Below are 18545 nucleotides of genomic sequence, written 5' to 3' on the forward strand. Positions count from 1 at the left end.
TACCTAAAAGAATACGCGATAACACCAATAGCCAAGCGACCTATCCCAGCACGCCCTCGCTTGTGCATGCAAATAGAACGATAGTTTCCAACATGATACACACGCAATTACAATCCGCCCCTCACTTCTATATTGTTGGCGCTGCAAAGGCAGGGACAACCGCAGTTTGGACGTGGCTACAAAGCCACCCAGACGTGTTCCTTCCCGACGTCAAAGAACCCGGTTTCTTTGCATTCGAAGGTGAAAATGCCACGCCGCATAATGGGCCATACGACCCCAATTATGTGTCCGAAGTCACCACTGATGCCCAAACCTATCAGGATATCTATTCGGGCGCAGGCGATCGCATTTGCGGTGACGTCTCGCCCGTCTACCTAATCGCGGAACACGCAGCTGCGCGCATCGCAGCTGCACGCCCCGACGCACGCGTCGTGATATTGCTACGCGACCCAGTCAAACGTGCCTTTTCACAATACCTGCATCATGTCCGCGATTGCCTAGAACCCAGCATGACATTCGAGGCGGCTCTTGATGCAGAAAACGAACGGCTTGCCCAAGGCTGGAGCTGGGGTCACGGTTACGCAACACACGGACACTATGCCCGCCAGATCGAACGCTACCTCGATGTTTTCCCGCGCGAGCAGATCCTGTTTTTGACACATGAAGATAGTCAGTCAGATCCGGAAAAATGCTGGCACCTGCTGTGCGATCACCTGCAACTTGCCGCCTGCCCAATGCCAAACAACGAACGCGTCAACGAAACTGCGAACCTATCAAGCGTCAGCTCACGCGCAGGTATCTCACGTGCATTGCGGCATCCCGGCGCGATCCAAACAGCAGTTAAACGCATGATCCCAAAATTTGTCAGATCACGACTGCGCAAAACGCTCGAGGGCGCGGGACGCCCCGTACCACAGCTCCGCACAGGAACACGCGCCAAACTAAGCAAACAGTACATGCCAGAGCGATCAACCCTAGAAAAGCTGACTGGTCTGTCACTTGGGCATTGGACCTGAGACCCGACCTTATCTGATTTGCGACTACTTTGAGGGAACATGACGCCTGTGTAAGAAAGTCATGTGAAGACACACGATACTTAGGTTCGACAGTCATCGGGAACACTTCGTATGTGCCAACGACAAGGGTCATGTGCGACCTACCCTAGGTGCTCGGTATCATTGTTAGGTGGCGGACAGACAGGGATTCGAACCCTGGAGACGGTCTCCCGCCTACACACTTTCCAGGCGTGCGCCTTCGACCACTCGGCCACCTGTCCGTGGGGCGCGGTTTAGCCCTATCCGCCCCCCCTTTGCAAGACCAAATAGATATGTTTTTGCGGGTGTTTACGATGGCGCGATCTGGACCCTATAGTGCACTAACGTTAACGGCGAACTTCATCCTATTATGCACCACGACCCTCAACCGACTGGCATCAGCGAGAAACGCGATTCAAATAGGCTTCAGACTGGTGCCGTTGTGGTTATCGCCTTTGCTGTCGTACTATTTTTATTGGTGCAGGCGCGGTTTATGCTGATCTCACTTGCGACCGCAATTATTCTATTTAGCCTCACAAGTGACGTCATTACGTTTATCGCACGCCAGCGCATTGGCCCTTTTCGCATCCCGAATGCGTTAGCCAGTCTTGTCGCGATGGTTCTTATTGCCACGGCATTGTTGATGCTTACATCGATTTTGCTGGCCCAAGTAAATACCGTCTTAGTCACCACCCTATCCTACACAGAACGTGCCCCTTCGGCGATTGCGTCGCTATTTTCGTGGATGGGCGAAGACAGCGAGCTTGCCGTGCTCAACGCGCTGCGGTCCGTGGACGTGTCGAGCTATTTGCGCAGTGCAGCGGGGCAAGCCAGTGGCATAATGCAGGCCACAGTTCTGGTGATCTTGTTCGTGGGTTTCTTGTTTGCTGAACGAATTTGGTTTCAGACAAAGCTGAATAATTTTGTTGGCAATGAGGCCCAAGCCGCCCGTGTTGGTAGAATCATTCAATCGATCATTCACCGGGTGAACTATTACCTACTGGTCAAAACGTTGATCAGTGCGATCACAGGGGCGATGGTGTTTGTTCTGGCACGTGCGTTTGGATTGGATTTGGCGTCATCCATTGGCATCATTACCTTTGTTCTTAACTTCATCCCCAATATCGGCTCCATTGTTGCGACGATGCTGATCGCCCTGATCGCGCATGTTCAAATTGGTGATTCTGGAACCACGCTTGCGATTTTTTCGATCTCGACTGTCATTCAATTTGTGAACGGTAGCATCATTGACCCAATGCTGATGGGACGCGCTCTGCGCCTATCATCGTTTGGGATCATCTTGTCGCTTGCCTTCTGGGGCGCTGTTTGGGGCGTACCAGGCATGTTCCTGTCCGTACCCATCATGGTGATGATGTTGGTCGTCTGCAGCTATGTGCCGGGCCTACGCCCCATTGCTATTCTACTATCGCGCGAAGGATTGCCCGAGACAGAGCAAATGCTTGACCAACCCATCGAGCACGACTTGTTTGGGCATGAGCGCAGACAGTAGTCGCTCAGTCAGCAAGATGCGCTGGCGGAGGTTTCCCGGTCACGAGTTGCCGCGCGTAATAGGTGACATCCTCGGTGTAGTATTGATAGCTATCGGCGTTATCGATAGCGCGGCGCACATCGTTGGCCGCCATGGCGGTGCAAGCGCTGCGTGAATAGCAATGATCATCGGTGCCAGCGACCCGCAAGAAATGGGATAGCTCGTGCACGATAGTCCCTTCGCGCGTACCATTATCACTGCGTCGCGCGCCGGGTTCTAACGCAGTTAGCGGCGGCAGTGTAAAAAACGGCGGGCAAAGGTGCATAAGGTACGGCTCGTTGGGATAGACCCACGCGTATTCCCCACCGTCGCAACCAATCTGAGTAATCTGATCGCATTGCGCCGTCACGTTACCGCTTCGGATTGCTCCGACAACGGACTTCAAGTTCGCGCGGACGTCCTCAGCACTTGCCCGACTATATTCACCAAACCAGCGTTCATATTCAGGCGTGTCTCCGACCGAAGTCGCAGCCTTAAGAGTCAGCGCTTTGGCGTTTCGAAATGCACTGTCGACGACATGTATCTGTTCTTTGTTGCAACCGGCAAAGTTTTCGGCAACAGCAGGCCCCGCCCACAGCATCATCATGGCAAGGCAGAAACGCTTCATTGATTACTCCAGATGCAGATAGACCCGCCGGTTTTGACGACCCTTCTTTTCGATCTTACCCAATCGCACGCGTCCAATCTCTTGGGTGTTGGCAACGTGTGTGCCTCCGCAAGGTTGAAGATCAGCAGTCTCATTGCCGACCCCGATACGAACCAAACGGATTTTTCCGCTGCCTCGTGGCGGTTGTACCGACATCGTTTTGACTAAATCCGGCTGGGCATCCAGCTCTTCGTCGGTAATCCATTCGGTACTGACACCCATATCACATGCGATTAAACGATTCAGGTCGTTTTCAAGGCTTTCTTTATCTTCAGGCGCCTCGGGCATATCAAAATCAAGTCGGCCCTTGTCAGCTGCGATAGAGCCGCCGGAAACGGGCAAAGGGATGACTACGGACAAAAGGTGCAGCGCGGTATGCACGCGCATTAACCGGTGACGTCGATCCCAATTGATGGCCTGCGTCACAACCAAACCAGAGCTTGGAAGAGCGGCTGGTTCCGCCGGGATCAAGACAACAGTATCATCCGGCCCCTTCACGGTCGTCGCGATGTCAATCGCGCCACCATCCCAAGTAAGCGTTCCGCTGTCACCCGGCTGGCCACCAGAGGTTGGATAGAACACAGTCTGGTCCAAGACAATTCCACCCTCGGAGGTAATGTTAACCACCCTACCCTTTGCTTCGCGTAAATACGCATCATCGCGAAATAGTAGGTCGGTCATTCATTTCCTCCATGTAGCACTTCGGGGTTACGCAGCCAGATATCGCGCTGTGCGAATGGGATTTCGATACCCTCTTCCGCGAACTTCTTGGCGATAGCTTGGTTCATGTCTGATCTTGTCACATGCATTTGGCTAACATCCCGTAGGATCGCACGAATTTCAAAATCGAGTGAATCTGCGCCAAAAGCCATGAAAAAGACATTCGGCGGCGGCGTCATAATCACCAGCGGGTGCGCTTCGGCAATTTCACGCAATATTTTTAAGACTTTTTCGATATCTGTACCATATGCGACGCCAACAGGGATAATCACACGACCGACAAGGTTCCCGTGTGTCCAGTTTGTAACCTGCCCACTGACCAGATCAGCATTCGGAATGATGACATCTGTCCGGTCAAACGTCTCAATCCGGGTAGACCTGACCGAGATCGCACGCACATATCCCATTTGCCCGCCAACTTCGATCCAGTCGCCTTCACTGACCGGACGCTCGATCAACAGAATAATCCCAGAAACAAAGTTCGACACGATGTTCTGAAGGCCAAAACCAATACCAACAGACAAAGCACCTGCAACAATCGCAAGATTGGATAGATCGATGCCCGCGCTCGTGATCGCAATTACCGCGGCCAAGATGATACCGACATAACCAAAACCGGCCACGACCGCGTTCTGGCCGCCAAGGTCTAGCCGTGTTCGTGGCAAAACCGTCTTGCGGAGCGTCCCCTGGATCGTCCGCGTCAGCAAATAACCAAGGCCAAACACCATAGCAAAGGTTATGAAATCGGTTGGTGAAATCCGGCTCTCGCCGATGGCAAACCCCTCGCGGAAGCGGGCCCAAACCTCGATCAGGTCATCGACACGTGCGCCCCAGATCAAAGCAATAATCGGCATGCTCGCCATATAAAGGCAAAGGTTGATCAAAACAGGCATCAACGCCAGCGCGCCAGTCTTTGGCGCATCGGCTTCGTTCGATGGCGTGCTAAGGTCGTGAACAAGGCGCTGAAGTATCAAAACAACACCAATCACACCAAGTGTCAGCAGCCACGACAGCATTAGACTGCGCCCTGCACCATACCCAGCAGCGACCATGAGCGGGGTCACAACGGCGACCAAGATACTGAGTTTCCCAACGACACCACGCACGCGCCCTTGTGAAATTGTCTGCCCTTCAATGACGAGTGGCTTTGTGGTGATCACTGCCCCAAACCGCCACAACAACAGTCCCAGAACGACCATTACAGGCAGCTCGATCGCGGCAACGATACCCTCGCCCACGTCCATCGTATTGATGGCTGCGTCAAACAGCGACGCAAGCGCAACAATCCACGCGATTGCCAACCCATATCTGCGGCCAGCCGACCGCGTTTCAATATCGTAGGCAAGATATCCGTGCCGTTCGCCGACAGGAAAAACAAGACGGCTTAGCCACCACGCGAACACAACAACCAGGCCAGCCCATGGCAACGCGTTTGCAACAGCCGTACCCATCACACCAAATACATCTAGTGTCTCAAGTCCGGCTGTCAGCGCATAAAGCCCAACGACAGGAACAATAATTTGCACGAGCGAAAGAAGAAACAACCAAAGCGGCATCAGTCGCCGTTCTGTTTGTGCAAGATGTGACCGCCAAGCGGTAACCTTGCGCCGACCCGTCCCAAGAAGAGCGACTGCGGCAACCAAGAACAAGACGGCCCGCGGCAAATTTGCTAGCAAATTGCCTTGTTCGTTCTGAATGCTGATACCCGCCTTGGTTTCGACTACAAGCGTCCGCAACACTTCCCAAACAGCGTTAATGCCCGGCGCGATGTACGACGGATTAAGCGGAGTTTTCCCCCGTTCGGTCAGCGCTTCGGTCTGCTGCTGCAAAACTTGCGCATCAAATTCGCTGATTAATCCGTTTGCACGGGCATAGGCTTCTTGTGCCAAAAGCCTTGGAGCAACTAGTTCTTGTCTTTGCTTAATAAGCGCAGTGCGACGTTCAGCAACGTTAGGTGCTTCGTCTCCTGTTTCAGGTATGGGCCCCAACGCTGACAACTGCGCATCAACCGTTGCAATCCGCCCAGAGTTAACAGTTGTACGCGCCAGAAAATGGTCACGCCAGATCACCAGCTCAGCACGAAGACGGTTCATCGAAAAGCGCGAAATGTCCTCGCGGCTTGCGAGGCTCTCGGCGCGTGTTGCGACCTGTTCCCACGAATCTATATCCGTATGGGAAGTATCTTGCGCCGTGGCCGAAAGTGGCCAAATCAGCGCGAAGCAAACGATCAGGCAAAAGCGACGGATCATGCGTTTTCGAATACCGTTGGAAGGTCCACTGTAGTCTCAAGCCAGCCGGGAACTGGCAGTCCCTTGTCGCGCAAGAACGCTGGGTTAAACAGCTTTGACTGATAGCGCGTTCCATAATCGCAAAGAACGGTCACAATCGTATGACCCGGTCCCATTTCGCGGGCAAGCCGCATAGCGCCAGCGATGTTGACACCTGTCGAACCGCCCATGCATAGACCTTCGTCCTGCAGCAGATCAAAGACAATAGGAAGCGCCTCTGCGTCTGGCACACGGTATGTGTAATCAGGTGTAAACCCCTCGAGGTTCGCAGTGATCCGCCCCTGCCCGATCCCTTCTGTGATCGAGTTCCCGGGGTTCTCTTCTCCGGTGTAGATTTTGAACAACCCAGCACCTTCTGGATCAGCAAGACCGATTTTCACGCCTTTAGGCTGCAGCGCCATACCAACACCAGCCAGTGTACCGCCAGAACCAACTGCGCAGATAAAGCCATCGACTTTTCCGCCTGTTTGTTCCCAAATCTCGGGGCCTGTGGTTTCAATATGGGCTTGGCGATTGGCGACGTTGTCGAATTGGTTCGCCCAGATTGCACCGTTCGGCAGATTGTCTTTTAAGGCTTCAGCCAGACGACCAGAATAGCGGACATAGTTGTTGGGATCACGATAAGGAACTGCTGGCACTTCGACCAACTGCGCGCCAGCAAGCCGCAACATGTCTTTCTTTTCTTGGCTTTGCGTTTCGGGAATCACAATCACCGTTTTGAAACCCATTGACGAGCCAACCAAAGCAAGACCAATTCCGGTGTTGCCTGCCGTCCCTTCAACAATGGTACCGCCGGGTTTTAGCTCACCACGTGCAATCGCGTCTTTAATGATAAACAGCGCCGCACGGTCCTTAACCGACTGACCGGGGTTCAAAAACTCGGCCTTCCCCAAAATGGTACATCCAGTTGCCTCGGATGCAGCCCGCAGTTTGATCAGTGGCGTGTTGCCCACAGCTTCGGCAAGGTCATTTCGGATGGTCATAGCGGCGCCTTTCATTACGTCCTACCTGTGTAGAACTGCGCTCGCATGAACTCAAGCCATGGCGCGTATCCTGTCACGATGTCTTGCTAGCCAATTTAGCATCATGAGAAGCGGTCCAACTTGAATCTCGCCGCTGTCTGCAAGCCCTAATGCACGCGAAAAACTCATGGGATGAAGGCGTATATCTTCGCCCTCAGAGGCAAGACCACCCAAATAGCTTTCATTTTGGGGTAGATCGCAAAGTCCAACGTAAGTGTAAAAATAATCTGTCGTTGATCCGGGTGACGCATAAAACTCCGCCACCGGTTCAAGGTGCCGCAACGAAAGCCCTGCTTCTTCTTCTGCCTCGCGATGCGCGGCCTCTTGCGGTGTCTCACGCGCGTCAACGATTCCCGCAACCGGCTCAAGCATCCACGGGTTTGGATCCCGCCGGACCGCTGGCCCGAACCGCACCTGCTCGACCAAGACCACTTTGTCACGGAGTGGGTCGTAGGGCAAAACCATCGCGGCATCGACAGCGATAAATATCTCGCGGTTCAAGGTATCAGACCGTACACCCGCGAATGTTCGATGGTGGACATCAATTGTCTGCATCCGGAAAAAGTCCCCGGCCGGCGGCCCGGCAGAAGCGATCGTAACATCATCGGCGCGCGCCGCATGGCGCACTGATGCAGGCGCGAACTCTGCCCTATGCTTTGCCCAAGCACGCGATTCCATCATGGGCCACATACGACGAAGCGCATCAGGGTCAGGCAACGGATCGTGTGAATATAGTTCGTGAGCAGCAAACAATGCTGGCGCGAGGTGTTGTGCTTCCCAACCCTCAAGCGTCCACGGCTCATCGGAACCGATTATACCATCAGGTGGTATATAACAGTTCGCCTGAAGGTCGCTCTCAGCAGCCGCAACCGTTACGGTTTGCGTGTTATATCCGAATGCACGTTCATAAAGATTCAGCCGGGCAATTTGTTCTGCGGTCAGGTTGCGCCAAACCACGCCTTCAACCTGCTCACCCAATGCAGCCTCGATAAAGGGCACGACATTTCCAGCAACCAGTCGGCGCGCAAACCCGCGTAATTGCGCCGCAACTGGATCTGCAACGGCTCCACCAGCGACTGCTTGAAACAAGTCCGGCGACATCAATGTGCCGTAAACAAAAAGGTTCATGGTTTAGGGATATCTTTTCGCGAAATACTCAGTGCCCCAACCGCATAGCACGCCACCGATCAAAACCGATGCGATCATTGTCCCGTTGAAAAAATAAGTCGCGACTTCACCAGTCTCTGAAAACGAAGCAAGTATCGCCTCCATCGGCCCGCCGTAGTGATGACGCATCGCCTGCTTCATCATCTGCATGAAGCCCATGACGTAAAGGATACTAAACGAAAAAACCGCAGCTACGGTAAGGCCTTGCCCAGTCGCAGCACTATAGCCGAGCCCAGCATTTGCACCGCACATTCTCCAGCCCAAAAATATGCCTAAGCCGACACACACAGGGATCAAATACCCCGGCGCGTTACCTTCTGGAAAAAATGGGATAGAAATGCCAGCGATGTACCAGCCATAAAGAGCGAAAAATATGGCAGCAGCAAGCCGTCCAGCGGTGGGCATGGGCAATCGTCCTTGTCTTAGTCGGCTTCAGCTACCTACTAGCCAAGAAGCGCATCTTTCGCGACAGTTTCTGTGATGATCGCGTTCCACGCAAGTGCCCAATGGAAACTATCGCAGCACTTGAACAGAATCTGCCCACCTAAAGAATGTTTAGATGTCTGCTGCAACAACCCTCAACCTAAACATCGAATTAAAATATTTGATATCAATAGATTACAAGTCATAGCTACACACCAACCTAACCACCAATACGCCTAACGAATGTGTTGCGACTTTGCCGTTCTTCACTTGCTTTATCGTGTTTTATACGCGTGCAAAGCGCGTTCTCGCCCATCTTTGATATCAACAATCGGTGCGGGATAGTCGTCAGAGACGGATAATCCCCAGTGTTTTGGGACCATATCGAAATAAGATCGCGCCGTTTCCGTTGGCTGCTTTTTACCTTCTGCGATCCAGCGATCCGCATAGCTGCGCTTTGGGTCAAATTTATCGAGCTGACTAACGGGGTTGAACACCCGAAAATATGGTGCCGCGTCTGGGCCAGAGCCTGCCGCCCATTGCCAGCCCATCGCATTGCTGCATGGGTCCCAATCGATAAGGCAGTCCGCGAACCAATTCAGTCCAATTTTCCAATCGGTTAGAAGGTGTTTTGTTAGGTATGAAGCAACAATCATCCGGCCGCGGTTATGCATAACACCCGTGACGTACAATTCGCGCATCGCGGCATCAACGAATGGAACACCTGTTCTACCTTGCTTCCACGCCTCAACTTTATGATTTTCTTCTTTATTCCAAGGAAATGAATCCCATTCCGACTTCCAGTTGCCGGTCAATAGATGGGGCGTATGGTGCGCCAGATGGTAGGCAAATTCGCGCCAGACGAGTTCGCGCAAGAATGTTTCGGCACCCGACTTTCCATTGTGCAGCGCTTGCCATCCAGCATGCCAGCATTGGCGCGGGCTTATTTCGCCGTACGTTAGGTTCTCAGACAGTCCTGACGTCCCATCGACACCCGGAATGTCACGGTTTTTGACGTAACTGTCGATCTTATCTTCTAGAAATTCATCTAACCGGTCGCGCGCAGCTAGCTCTCCTACCACGCAATATTGCGTCAAAATCTCAGCGCCGCGTTGCATCGGTGCGGCCATTTTCCAGTCATTTAAGTTTTCGGATCTGGGCCAATCGGCGGGCGTCGGCATTGTGCCCGGCGCTGGCAATGTCATCGGCAAAGCCCGGTCGCGGACGGTTTTCCACATTGGCGTGAAGACTTTGTAAAATCCTCCGGTCTTTGTTTCGACCGTCCACGGTTCGAAAAGAAGCTGCCCGGTAAAGCTTTGGACCTCTACTCCATTATCTTTAAGCGCCGCTTTGATCTGGATGTCGCGCGTTTTATTCGCGGGATCATACAGACGAGACCAATACACAGCCCCCGCCCCAGTTTCCCCAATCAGTTTGCGCAAGACAGTCAAAGCATCGCCGCTACGCAAGATCAATTTGCTGCCTTGCTTCGCGAGCTCGGCACCAAAATGTTCAATACCAAGCCCCATCCGCAACTTCGCAGCTGCGCCCAGCTCATCGAGCAGTGGATCACGTATAAATACCGGAATGATCGGCCTGCCCGTTCTGACTGCCGCGCTAAGTGCTTCGTGATCGGTCAAGCGTAGATCGCGCCGAAACCAAAGAATGATCGGAGAGTTTGTCATAGTTCCTACTGTGCAACGTCAGAGCCTAGCCCAACACAGGTAAGCTAGAGCCCCGACGTGTAAATCAAGGTTGGGTTATGCGTTTACATCGACCACAACGCGGCCTTTTATTTGCCCCTTAAGGATATCGCTCCCCAAAGCGGGCAAATCTGACAACGTCGCAGGCTGAATCATCGCATCAAGCTTGCCCATTGGCAGGTCTTTGGCGATCCGTTCCCACGCGCGCAGGCGGTTGTCATAGGGCTGCATAACACTGTCGATACCCAGCAAATTCACACCCCGTAGCAAAAACGGGATGACAGTCGCAGGCAAATCGGCACCGCCAGCAAGCCCAACAGCCGCAACCGACGCGCCGTATTTCATTTGCCCCAATACACGCGCCAACATCGCGCTGCCAACGGCATCGATACATCCGCCCCATGTCTCAGCCTCAAGCGGCCGCTTGGTCGTTTCGTTGATCTCTTCACGTGCGACGATCTGTGTCGCGCCCAAGGATTTTAGATAGTCAGCGGTTTCAGGGCGGCCAGTCACTGCGGCAACCTCGTGGCCAAGGTTTGCCAGAATCGCAGTGGCCACTGATCCAACGCCACCCGCCGCACCAGTCACAAGGATCGGGCCATCTTTAATCCCGTGATCCTCTAGCGCCATCACAGCTAGCATAGCAGTAAAGCCTGCCGTACCCACAGCCATCGCATGGCGCGTATCAATGCCCTTCGGTAACGGAACCAGCCAATCAGCCTTAACGCGGGCCTTTTGTGAATAGCCGCCCCAATGCGCCTCACCTACGCGCCAGCCTGTCAAAACTACCTTGTCACCTATGGCATAGCGCGGATCATCCGATGCTTCGACGGTTCCTGCAAAATCAATACCGGGAACGTGAGGGTAGTTCCGCACCAGACCACCGCCGGGACCGATGCATAGACCATCTTTATAATTAACGGTCGAATATTCGACGGCTACGGTCACCTCACCTGCTGGCAGCTGATCCAAGCCGATCTGCTGTACGCCCGCTGTCGTTTTGCCATCTTCGTCTTTTTCGACGACCAAAGCATTGAACATATTCGCCTCCCTCATTGCGTTAGCGTCAGAGGATCAGTTTTCGGGCATAAAGGGAAGATCGGTATCGTTAGGTTTTTCGCCCGCGGCAGTCAGCATGGCATGGACTTGGCCGCGGTGGTGGGTTTGATGATTAAACAATTGCATTACACACACGCTCACTGGCTTTTCAAATTCGCGGCTAAGCGCCACTGAATGCCAACGCAATTTCCCAACCAAATCAATCGCGTGCACCTGTTCAGCCCAACGTGATATCCGTGCGTCCATGCGAAATCGCTCTGCGGCCCAAGTTGCGGGCGTCGGCATGAACTCTGTACTTTCTTTGATCGAATGATCCGGGCCTTGACCACCGTCAAAACGACTGATCCACAAAGTGTCTGCCCACAGCAAGTGGTTTAACGTCGCCAAGATAGAACCGAAGAAGGCACCACGATCTTTAGTTAATTTTTCGAGCGGCATACGCTGAACGATCTCGCGCAGCCCATCGTTTTGCCATTTGCTATAGGCAGCCATCGTACGGCAGTATTCAGGATTAATCATCAGACGACTCCTTGCTCTTCAAACAATGATTGGTTCTTTTAATGTTGTTAGAAAAGCAGGTTAACAAAGACTGTCAAGAAATAGCCTTGCACATTCAAAGACCAACTCCCGCCACGAACGCCTAATGCTGCGCCGTTAGACCAAGGTCGCGCCCTGCGATCAAATCTCTCTTGCCGCACCCCGTCTGCGGACCTAATCTACTTTTCAGAGTTTAATCGGGAGTACGATTTATGAAATCTGCAACACTACTGAGCGCCGTTTCACTTGCCGCTCTGACAACTGCCGCTGCGGCGCAAGACGCAGACTTACTGGTTTTTGATTATTCCGGGTTCGAAGACCCCGCTTTCCATAGCGCCTATGTTGAACAGCACGGCGACGGTCCGACCTTCGCTTTCTTTGGGGATGAAGACGAAGCGTTCCAAAAGATTCGTTCCGGCTTTCAGGCAGACGTTGCACACATCTGCGCAGGCTCTGTCAGCAAATGGACCGAAAGCGGAATCATTGATGCTTGGGATATCAGCAAGGTGACGGCTTATGGCGACCTTGATGGTAACCTGACAGGTACTGATGTTGCTGCTGGTGATGCGGTCTATTTTATCCCGACCGATTTTGGCTCAACCGCGATTGCCTATAACCCTGAACAGGTTCCAGCCGAAGACGTGGCGAGCCTACAGGTGTTTAAGAACCCAGCATACGCTGGTCGCCTTACGCTACCAGACAACGTCGATGACGCGTATGCGCTGGCTTATCTAGCGACTGGTGTCGACAACTGGACCAACGCGACAGACGAACAGTTCGAAGCCGCATCAAACTGGCTGCGTGAAGTACACCCAAACCTACGCACCTATTGGACGGACCCTGCTGAATTGGCGCAGCTACTGTCTTCTGGCGAAATCCTTGTTAGCTGGGCGTGGAATGAAACCTATCCCACAATGGTCGAAGAAGAGCGCCCAATCGCATTCCAGCGTGAAGCGTCTGAGGGATCATCACTGTGGCTTTGTGGCTATGTAAAGCTGGCAGATGCGCCCGGCGTTGATGACAAAGCATATGACTACATCAATGCGATGCTATCCGAAGCGTCAGTCGTACCATTGCTGGACGAAGGCTATGGCTCTGCCAACGCGGTAGCACTGACTGCACAGGTGAGTGAAGAAGACTTGGTTGCCTCTGGCCTTGGCCATATCGAGGTTCCAGTTCTTGCCCAACTTCCGATGAGCAACGCGATGCGTGAACGTCAGGCAGAGACATTCGAGCTCATCAAAGCTGGCTTCTAATAACCTGATAACAATAATGAAAGTGGCGGCAGTTAAACTGCCGCCATTTTTGTTTTACGTAGGGTGGATCTTGATCCACCACCCCCTGCGACGGTTTAGCCTTTGTATATCATCGGCTTATCACCTAAATCACTGTCATGATTAAACGCGGACTCATATCATTTATCTTAATGATCGCCTTGGCCCTTGTTGGCTTTGGGCACCGTTCGCTTGCACCAGCTGCAGATGCTCAAGCGACGGCTTATGTTCTGGCTGGCGGCGATTGGTCAGATATTTGTGGTCAAAGTGGCGATCCACGCCATGCTCAAGCCGACCAATGCCTAGCTTGTGTTATATCGCACAGCTGCGTCACGCCTGAACCTGCTTATGCCCCTGCACTTACAATCACTGCGGCCACAATTTGGGCAGCACCAGCACACCGTATCTATCGTCTTTCTAGCCTTGATTGGTCCTATCCGGCCCGTGCGCCGCCGCTGGCCTAACGCCCTTCACAATCCAATCAATACTACCCGTCCGACCAGATGGTCCGGACTACTCAGAAAGACTGACTATGAAACTGAACACACTCGTCACGACCGCTTTGCTGACCCTTACTGCACCCGCAGCTTGGGCTGAATCCATTATCACCGTGATGAAACCGACTGCGTTTGAAACCGCTGCCACCGCAATGGCTGGCGGTGGCTTTATGCACATCACGAATGACGGCGATACAGACGACACGCTACTTGGCGTCAAAGCCGATTTTCCGCGCGTCGAACTCCACACCACCGAATTCACCGATGGTATCGCCAAGATGATGCACGTTGATGCAATCCCTGTTCCTGCGGGCGGCATGGTCGCGTTGGAACCCGGCGGCTATCACGTGATGTTCATGGGGCTTCGCGGTGACCCACTCGAGATTGGCGAGACTATTCCCGCCACCTTGATATTCGAGCACGCTGGTGAAATCGAAATCTCGTTCGAGGTCGTCGAACGCACGATGCGACACAAGCACTAAATCCCTGTCACGCGCCTTCGGCCATGTCGAAGGCGCAAACCCAAAGGAGACGGCCATGAAAGCTGTCATTATTGGAACGGTAACCATCGCCGCGGCTGCCGCACTTGGTCTTTACACATGGTCTGTTTCTCAAGAAACAGCCGCAATCCCATGCGGTGATACAGCCGTCGCAACAAGCGCCATCGGCGGCCCGTTTGAGCTGGTCTCAGAAACGGGTGAAACGGTGACGGATGCCGATGTCATAACCAAACCGACCTTAGTCTATTTTGGTTACACGTTTTGTCCTGACGTCTGCCCGCTTGATAGCGCGCGCAACGCGCAGGCTGCCTATATGCTCCAAGACGAAGGCTATGATGTCGGGACGATCTTTATCTCGATCGATCCCGCCCGTGACACACCCGAAGTCGTGCGCGATTACACGGATAACTTTCACGAGGATATGATTGGTCTGACCGGTTCCCCCGAGCAGGTTGATGTCGCATCAAAAGCGTATCGTACCTACTATCGCAAGCAAGAAGGCGACGACGAATATTATCTGGTCGACCATTCGACACAGACCTATCTGATGATGCCAGACACAGGTTTCGCGACATTCTTTAAGCGTGCGCACACCCCCGAAGAGATTGCCGAAACCACAGCCTGCTTTATCGACGCACGAAGCTAAAACCGCTGCATCATTTGATCTAGCGCAAAGACCAAGGTGCGTGGGCATGCGATTGGGCGGCATGGATAACATTGCACGCCTCCGCCAACGCGGGTTGTTTGACGCCCGCGTGCCCCGCTACACAAGCTACCCTCCTGCGACGGCCTTTTCGGCGCAGGTGGGTCCTGACTTTCAGTCCGAGTGCTTGCGCAGCCTTGATCCCGAAACCCCAGTTTCGATCTACGTCCACATCCCGTTTTGTGAACGGCTATGCTGGTTTTGCGCCTGTCGGACCCAGGGGACAAGTACGTTAAAACCGGTAGAAAGCTATCTGACCTACCTAAAGGCAGAATTGGATATGCTGCGCGACACCCTGCCCGCCGATATCCGCATGGGGCAACTGCATTGGGGTGGCGGCACTCCGACGATCCTATCGCCCGACATGATCAAAGACTTGGGCAAAGCGATCAAAGATGTCATTCCCCCCGCCCCTGATTTTCAGTTTTCGGTCGAGATTGATCCGACGCTCGTCGATGCAGCTAAGATCGTGGCGCTCGCCGACATCGGCATGACACGCGCCAGCATCGGCATTCAGGATTTTGCGACGGATGTGCAGGCGGCCATTGGGCGCGAGCAAAGCTTTGAAACGACCCGTGCTTGCGTCGATAGCCTGCGGGCTGCTGGGATCATGTCGTTGAACGCCGACTTGGTTTATGGGCTTCCTTACCAGACCCCCAGCAAACTCGCTGATACAATTACAAAGGTTCGCGACCTTAACCCTGACCGTATTGCGCTGTTTGGCTATGCGCATGTGCCAGATTTTGCAAAACGTCAAAAGCTGATCCCAAACATTGCACTGCCTAATGAGGAATCTCGCTATCAGCTTGCCCAATTGGCGGCGCAGGCATTTGTCGCGGACGGATATACGCCGATTGGTATCGACCACTTTGCAAAGCCCAATGATAGCTTGGCCCGTGCGCATCACAGCGGGCATATCAAACGCAATTTCCAAGGATACACAGATGATACCTGCCCCACACTGATCGGGCTCGGCGCATCCTCTATTTCCCAATTTGATCGAGGTTACGTTCAAAACGCAGCGGCCACCGCTGCTTATACCCAGCGGATCAGCACTGGAAATCTTGCCGGTCATCGCGGTTATGCCCTCACAGATGACGACAAGCTACGCGCCGCCGCGATCAATATGCTGATGTGTAACTTCAAGATCGACTTGGATGCGTTAAGTGCATTCGCTGGGGCCGAACCCCTCGGCGCAACACACGACGCCGTAGCCCATGAATTCAACGGGCACGTTATTATGGATGGTGATACTCTACGGATCACCGAAGACGGAAAGCCACTAACGCGTATTATCGCACAACGTTACGATGGGTTTAGTGATATTGCCGCGCAATATTCCCAAGCGTCGTGATCAGAAGCTATATGAAACTGCTGCGGATACAGCCAAACCTGTGTCCGCAGCACGGACCATAGCGAATTCCGCAGTAACCCCGCGACCGAAGTCATGTTCAACGCCTGCCCCAACCATAAACTCTTGCCCTTCGGACTTTCGCAGTTGGCCAGTCAATTCTGCATCTTTGAAGATATCAAATTGCGCAAATAATTCTGCCGTGCGCGCGGCACCATTGGCATCTGCCGCGAAGATATTGGCGCCTATGCGCCAATCCTCAAACTCTTTGCGCACTTGGGCTTTTGCGTTCCATTCGTGCTGTGCATCCTCTGACACTGCTTCCGCAGCCAAATCGACGGTCCATGCCCCAGCTTCAAACGTCGCGCCAGCGCCGAAAATCACAATATCCGTGTCAGGCACGCCGTGAAGTGACATGCTTGCCCGCGCGTTCTTTTCGCGACGACTGTAAACCGCGCCATAGGGCAAAAATTCGGATTCTGTCATGACACCTGCAGTTGCCCGGCTTCGGCTTGTACTAATGGATGACAAAGCAAGCCGTGGCATAAGCTGCGTTAACCCCGACACCGCATAACGGTCATAGGCAGGCTGAGGGAAGCCCAATTCAACCTTATGCCCCTCACGCGTCCAAATCGCCGAGGCATAGGTTTCATGTAACCGCCCGACGACACCGAACATCCCTAATTCAGCACCCCAGTCGCCTTCGGCTACGCTTAGAACAAAATCTCCAAACAGATACCCGCCTCTGAACGCGTCTGTCTCTAAGTGCCCAAGCGATATTTCACCGCTTGTATCGGCCAATGCCACATGAGGCAGAACGGCAATCGCTATTGTCGCCGCGCCAGTGGCCGCAGCGGTGCTGAGTTTGAACATTTGACTTATTTACTCTCGAATTTTGGATAACGCGTAGCTTTTCAACCTCGGCATCGCCACCCCAAACCATTATAAAATAGCCATAAATGCCACGAACTAACTTACTTGTGATCAGACAGTTTCAACGACGAAGTTGCTATGCCTACTTGCACAGCCCTTTGTGAAGACCTATCTATGATCTGTCCTTCGGGACTATGAACATAAACGCGCTCGTAATAAGCGGATCGGACCAGGGGGCGGTACCCTGCGTCTCCACCAAAAACTGCTCATTTGGCAGCCATGGGGACGAAATAGGATCGACGAACGTCTAAAGGGGTTTGCTTTGTTTCGGTGAGACACCACCGTTATCGGTTCATCAAAGCTAGTTGCAAATGACAACAAAGCACCGATGGCTCTCGCAGCGTAAGCTGTGCGAAATATCGAAAACTTAAGTCCATAGGCTCGCAGCTTATGGCGGGGTTCGCAGGTACCTGGCAACAGAAACCTGCACCTAACTCTCCTCACTTCAATATATTTGCAATTGTCGGCGGCAATGGCATGCTAAGCTTATGCGAAATGCTTTGTTTGCCTTTGTTGCCCTGATAGCCCAACCAGTAGCGGCCTGCGATACAGCTCTTGTTCTCAGTATAGACGTATCAAACTCTATCGACGTTGCAGAGTATCGACTGCAAACCGATGGAATGGCAGACGCATTGCGTGACCCTAAAATCGTTGCTGCAATGGTCGAAGGCGAAGTCGCAATCGCGGTCATGCAATGGTCGGGGTCGGACAAACAGCAGCTTTCGATACCTTGGACAACCATTCGTACATCATTAGACGCAAATCTGCTGGCTGATCGCGCCCGATTGATGGAACGCGCCTTTATCCTATCAGACACCGCGCCTGCCGAAGCGATCCACTTTGCGCTAGGGCTTTTTGACAGCGCGCCAGATTGCGAGCGTCAGGTGATCGACATTTCAGGTGACGGTACGCCGAATGGTGGCAGCGACGTCAATCGTGCCCGCCAAGCCGCGGAACGCTCCGATGTGACCATCAACGCCATTGCAATTGAATCCATGGGGCTAGCCATCACGAATTTCTATCGTGGTGCCGTTATTACCCGCGACGGTTTTGCTATGACAGCACGCACACACCGCAATTACCCCGAAGCCATCCGAGCAAAGATCCTGCGCGAACTTAGTAAAGTTATTGGATAGTAT

At 53.2% G+C, this 18545-nt stretch carries 18 protein-coding genes, 1 tRNA gene and 1 other RNA gene; 9 read left to right on the forward strand and 11 right to left on the reverse strand.

From position 1 onward, the window contains the following. Window positions 1–92: 92 nt before the first annotated feature. Window positions 93–1016 (forward strand): sulfotransferase, encoded by a 924-nt coding sequence (locus ACHUEV_RS03635; RefSeq protein ID WP_394177705.1) that lies wholly within the window; start codon window positions 93–95, stop codon window positions 1014–1016. A 170-nt stretch (window positions 1017–1186) separates the two neighbouring features. Here ACHUEV_RS03635 and ACHUEV_RS03640 read toward each other — a convergent pair. Continuing rightward, window positions 1187–1276, reverse strand: a tRNA-Ser gene (locus tag ACHUEV_RS03640). 128 nt (window positions 1277–1404) lie between these two features. Between ACHUEV_RS03640 and ACHUEV_RS03645 the strand changes: the two genes are divergently transcribed. Further along, window positions 1405–2544 carry an AI-2E family transporter gene (locus ACHUEV_RS03645; protein ID WP_394177706.1) on the forward strand — a complete coding sequence of 380 codons (1140 nt, stop codon included), beginning with the start codon at window positions 1405–1407 and terminating at the stop codon, window positions 2542–2544. Window positions 2545–2548: 4 nt separating this feature from the next. Here the strand turns inward: ACHUEV_RS03645 and ACHUEV_RS03650 are convergent, their stop codons facing one another. The 9 genes from ACHUEV_RS03650 to ACHUEV_RS03690 all read right to left on the reverse strand — a co-directional run bounded on the left by ACHUEV_RS03650 (window position 2549) and on the right by ACHUEV_RS03690 (window position 12130). Further along, a complete protein-coding gene (locus ACHUEV_RS03650; protein WP_394177707.1) occupies window positions 2549–3190 on the reverse strand; it encodes a M35 family metalloendopeptidase in 642 nt (213 codons plus the stop codon). Between the two features lie 3 nt (window positions 3191–3193). Then, window positions 3194–3910 carry an alanyl-tRNA editing protein gene (locus ACHUEV_RS03655; RefSeq protein ID WP_394177708.1) on the reverse strand — a complete coding sequence of 239 codons (717 nt, stop codon included), beginning with the start codon at window positions 3908–3910 and terminating at the stop codon, window positions 3194–3196. Further along, window positions 3907–6198, reverse strand: coding sequence for a DUF3772 domain-containing protein (locus tag ACHUEV_RS03660; protein ID WP_394177710.1), 2292 nt, complete (start codon window positions 6196–6198; stop codon window positions 3907–3909). Before ACHUEV_RS03660 ends, ACHUEV_RS03655 begins: the two co-directional genes overlap by 4 nt. Beyond that, window positions 6195–7220: a cysteine synthase A gene (locus ACHUEV_RS03665; protein WP_394177711.1), complete on the reverse strand. Its 1026-nt coding sequence runs from the start codon at window positions 7218–7220 to the stop codon at window positions 6195–6197. The genes ACHUEV_RS03660 and ACHUEV_RS03665 overlap by 4 nt, the downstream gene beginning before the upstream one ends. A gap of 51 nt (window positions 7221–7271) precedes the next feature. Further along, on the reverse strand, window positions 7272–8387 hold the full coding sequence (locus tag ACHUEV_RS03670) for a gamma-glutamylcyclotransferase (protein WP_394177712.1): 1116 nt from the start codon (window positions 8385–8387) through the stop codon (window positions 7272–7274). 3 nt (window positions 8388–8390) lie between these two features. Continuing rightward, window positions 8391–8831 (reverse strand): TrgA family protein, encoded by a 441-nt coding sequence (locus ACHUEV_RS03675; protein ID WP_394177713.1) that lies wholly within the window; start codon window positions 8829–8831, stop codon window positions 8391–8393. Window positions 8832–9124: 293 nt separating this feature from the next. Next, complete coding sequence (locus ACHUEV_RS03680; RefSeq protein ID WP_394177714.1) at window positions 9125–10534, reverse strand: cryptochrome/photolyase family protein; 1410 nt, start codon at window positions 10532–10534, stop codon at window positions 9125–9127. 75 nt (window positions 10535–10609) lie between these two features. Then, window positions 10610–11593: an acryloyl-CoA reductase gene (gene acuI, locus ACHUEV_RS03685; RefSeq protein ID WP_394177715.1), complete on the reverse strand. Its 984-nt coding sequence runs from the start codon at window positions 11591–11593 to the stop codon at window positions 10610–10612. 33 nt (window positions 11594–11626) lie between these two features. Then, window positions 11627–12130 (reverse strand): DinB family protein, encoded by a 504-nt coding sequence (locus tag ACHUEV_RS03690; RefSeq protein WP_394177716.1) that lies wholly within the window; start codon window positions 12128–12130, stop codon window positions 11627–11629. A 230-nt stretch (window positions 12131–12360) separates the two neighbouring features. On the opposite strand from ACHUEV_RS03690, the gene ACHUEV_RS03695 reads away from it, so the two are divergent. The 5 genes from ACHUEV_RS03695 to hemN all read left to right on the forward strand — a co-directional run bounded on the left by ACHUEV_RS03695 (window position 12361) and on the right by hemN (window position 16476). Then, window positions 12361–13404 (forward strand): type 2 periplasmic-binding domain-containing protein, encoded by a 1044-nt coding sequence (locus tag ACHUEV_RS03695; RefSeq protein WP_394177717.1) that lies wholly within the window; start codon window positions 12361–12363, stop codon window positions 13402–13404. Between the two features lie 170 nt (window positions 13405–13574). Next, entirely contained in the window at window positions 13575–13886 is a 312-nt protein-coding gene (locus tag ACHUEV_RS03700; RefSeq protein WP_394177718.1) for a hypothetical protein, read from the forward strand. A gap of 68 nt (window positions 13887–13954) precedes the next feature. Continuing rightward, window positions 13955–14401: a copper chaperone PCu(A)C gene (locus ACHUEV_RS03705; RefSeq protein ID WP_394177719.1), complete on the forward strand. Its 447-nt coding sequence runs from the start codon at window positions 13955–13957 to the stop codon at window positions 14399–14401. A gap of 55 nt (window positions 14402–14456) precedes the next feature. Then, a complete protein-coding gene (locus ACHUEV_RS03710; protein WP_394177720.1) occupies window positions 14457–15065 on the forward strand; it encodes an SCO family protein in 609 nt (202 codons plus the stop codon). Window positions 15066–15126: 61 nt separating this feature from the next. After that, window positions 15127–16476 carry an oxygen-independent coproporphyrinogen III oxidase gene (gene hemN / locus ACHUEV_RS03715; protein ID WP_394178268.1) on the forward strand — a complete coding sequence of 450 codons (1350 nt, stop codon included), beginning with the start codon at window positions 15127–15129 and terminating at the stop codon, window positions 16474–16476. On the opposite strand, the gene ACHUEV_RS03720 is transcribed toward hemN, so the two are convergent. Next, the gene (locus tag ACHUEV_RS03720) at window positions 16477–17346 is read right to left on the reverse strand and encodes a hypothetical protein (protein ID WP_394177721.1); all 870 of its coding nucleotides are present in this window, start codon (window positions 17344–17346) and stop codon (window positions 16477–16479) included. A gap of 142 nt (window positions 17347–17488) precedes the next feature. Between ACHUEV_RS03720 and ssrA the strand changes: the two genes are divergently transcribed. Both ssrA and ACHUEV_RS03730 read left to right on the forward strand, forming a co-directional pair. Next, window positions 17489–17837: a transfer-messenger RNA gene (ssrA, locus tag ACHUEV_RS03725) on the forward strand. Between the two features lie 57 nt (window positions 17838–17894). Then, entirely contained in the window at window positions 17895–18542 is a 648-nt protein-coding gene (locus ACHUEV_RS03730) for a DUF1194 domain-containing protein (protein ID WP_394177722.1), read from the forward strand. The last annotated feature ends 3 nt before the right edge of the window (window positions 18543–18545 follow it).

Source organism: Yoonia maritima, from assembly GCF_043641945.1.
GTDB lineage: Bacteria > Pseudomonadota > Alphaproteobacteria > Rhodobacterales > Rhodobacteraceae > Yoonia > Yoonia maritima_B.

Bases quoted from the DNA above. Each gene is read 5' to 3' on its own strand.
- ACHUEV_RS03675 (WP_394177713.1), bottom strand. From the start codon at position 8,831: ATGCCCACCGCTGGACGGCTTGCTGCTGCCATATTTTTCGCTCTTTAT.
- ACHUEV_RS03665 (WP_394177711.1), bottom strand. From the start codon at position 7,220: ATGACCATCCGAAATGACCTTGCCGAAGCTGTGGGCAACACGCCACTG.
- ACHUEV_RS03680 (WP_394177714.1), bottom strand. From the start codon at position 10,534: ATGACAAACTCTCCGATCATTCTTTGGTTTCGGCGCGATCTACGCTTG.
- ACHUEV_RS03720 (WP_394177721.1), bottom strand. From the start codon at position 17,346: ATGTTCAAACTCAGCACCGCTGCGGCCACTGGCGCGGCGACAATAGCG.
- ACHUEV_RS03710 (WP_394177720.1), top strand. From the start codon at position 14,457: ATGAAAGCTGTCATTATTGGAACGGTAACCATCGCCGCGGCTGCCGCA.
- ACHUEV_RS03690 (WP_394177716.1), bottom strand. From the start codon at position 12,130: ATGATTAATCCTGAATACTGCCGTACGATGGCTGCCTATAGCAAATGG.
- ACHUEV_RS03730 (WP_394177722.1), top strand. From the start codon at position 17,895: ATGCGAAATGCTTTGTTTGCCTTTGTTGCCCTGATAGCCCAACCAGTA.
- ACHUEV_RS03660 (WP_394177710.1), bottom strand. From the start codon at position 6,198: ATGATCCGTCGCTTTTGCCTGATCGTTTGCTTCGCGCTGATTTGGCCA.
- ACHUEV_RS03635 (WP_394177705.1), top strand. From the start codon at position 93: ATGATACACACGCAATTACAATCCGCCCCTCACTTCTATATTGTTGGC.
- ACHUEV_RS03705 (WP_394177719.1), top strand. From the start codon at position 13,955: ATGAAACTGAACACACTCGTCACGACCGCTTTGCTGACCCTTACTGCA.
- ACHUEV_RS03670 (WP_394177712.1), bottom strand. From the start codon at position 8,387: ATGAACCTTTTTGTTTACGGCACATTGATGTCGCCGGACTTGTTTCAA.
- acuI (WP_394177715.1), bottom strand. From the start codon at position 11,593: ATGTTCAATGCTTTGGTCGTCGAAAAAGACGAAGATGGCAAAACGACA.
- hemN (WP_394178268.1), top strand. From the start codon at position 15,127: ATGGATAACATTGCACGCCTCCGCCAACGCGGGTTGTTTGACGCCCGC.
- ACHUEV_RS03695 (WP_394177717.1), top strand. From the start codon at position 12,361: ATGAAATCTGCAACACTACTGAGCGCCGTTTCACTTGCCGCTCTGACA.
- ACHUEV_RS03650 (WP_394177707.1), bottom strand. From the start codon at position 3,190: ATGAAGCGTTTCTGCCTTGCCATGATGATGCTGTGGGCGGGGCCTGCT.
- ACHUEV_RS03655 (WP_394177708.1), bottom strand. From the start codon at position 3,910: ATGACCGACCTACTATTTCGCGATGATGCGTATTTACGCGAAGCAAAG.
- ACHUEV_RS03645 (WP_394177706.1), top strand. From the start codon at position 1,405: ATGCACCACGACCCTCAACCGACTGGCATCAGCGAGAAACGCGATTCA.
- ACHUEV_RS03700 (WP_394177718.1), top strand. From the start codon at position 13,575: ATGATCGCCTTGGCCCTTGTTGGCTTTGGGCACCGTTCGCTTGCACCA.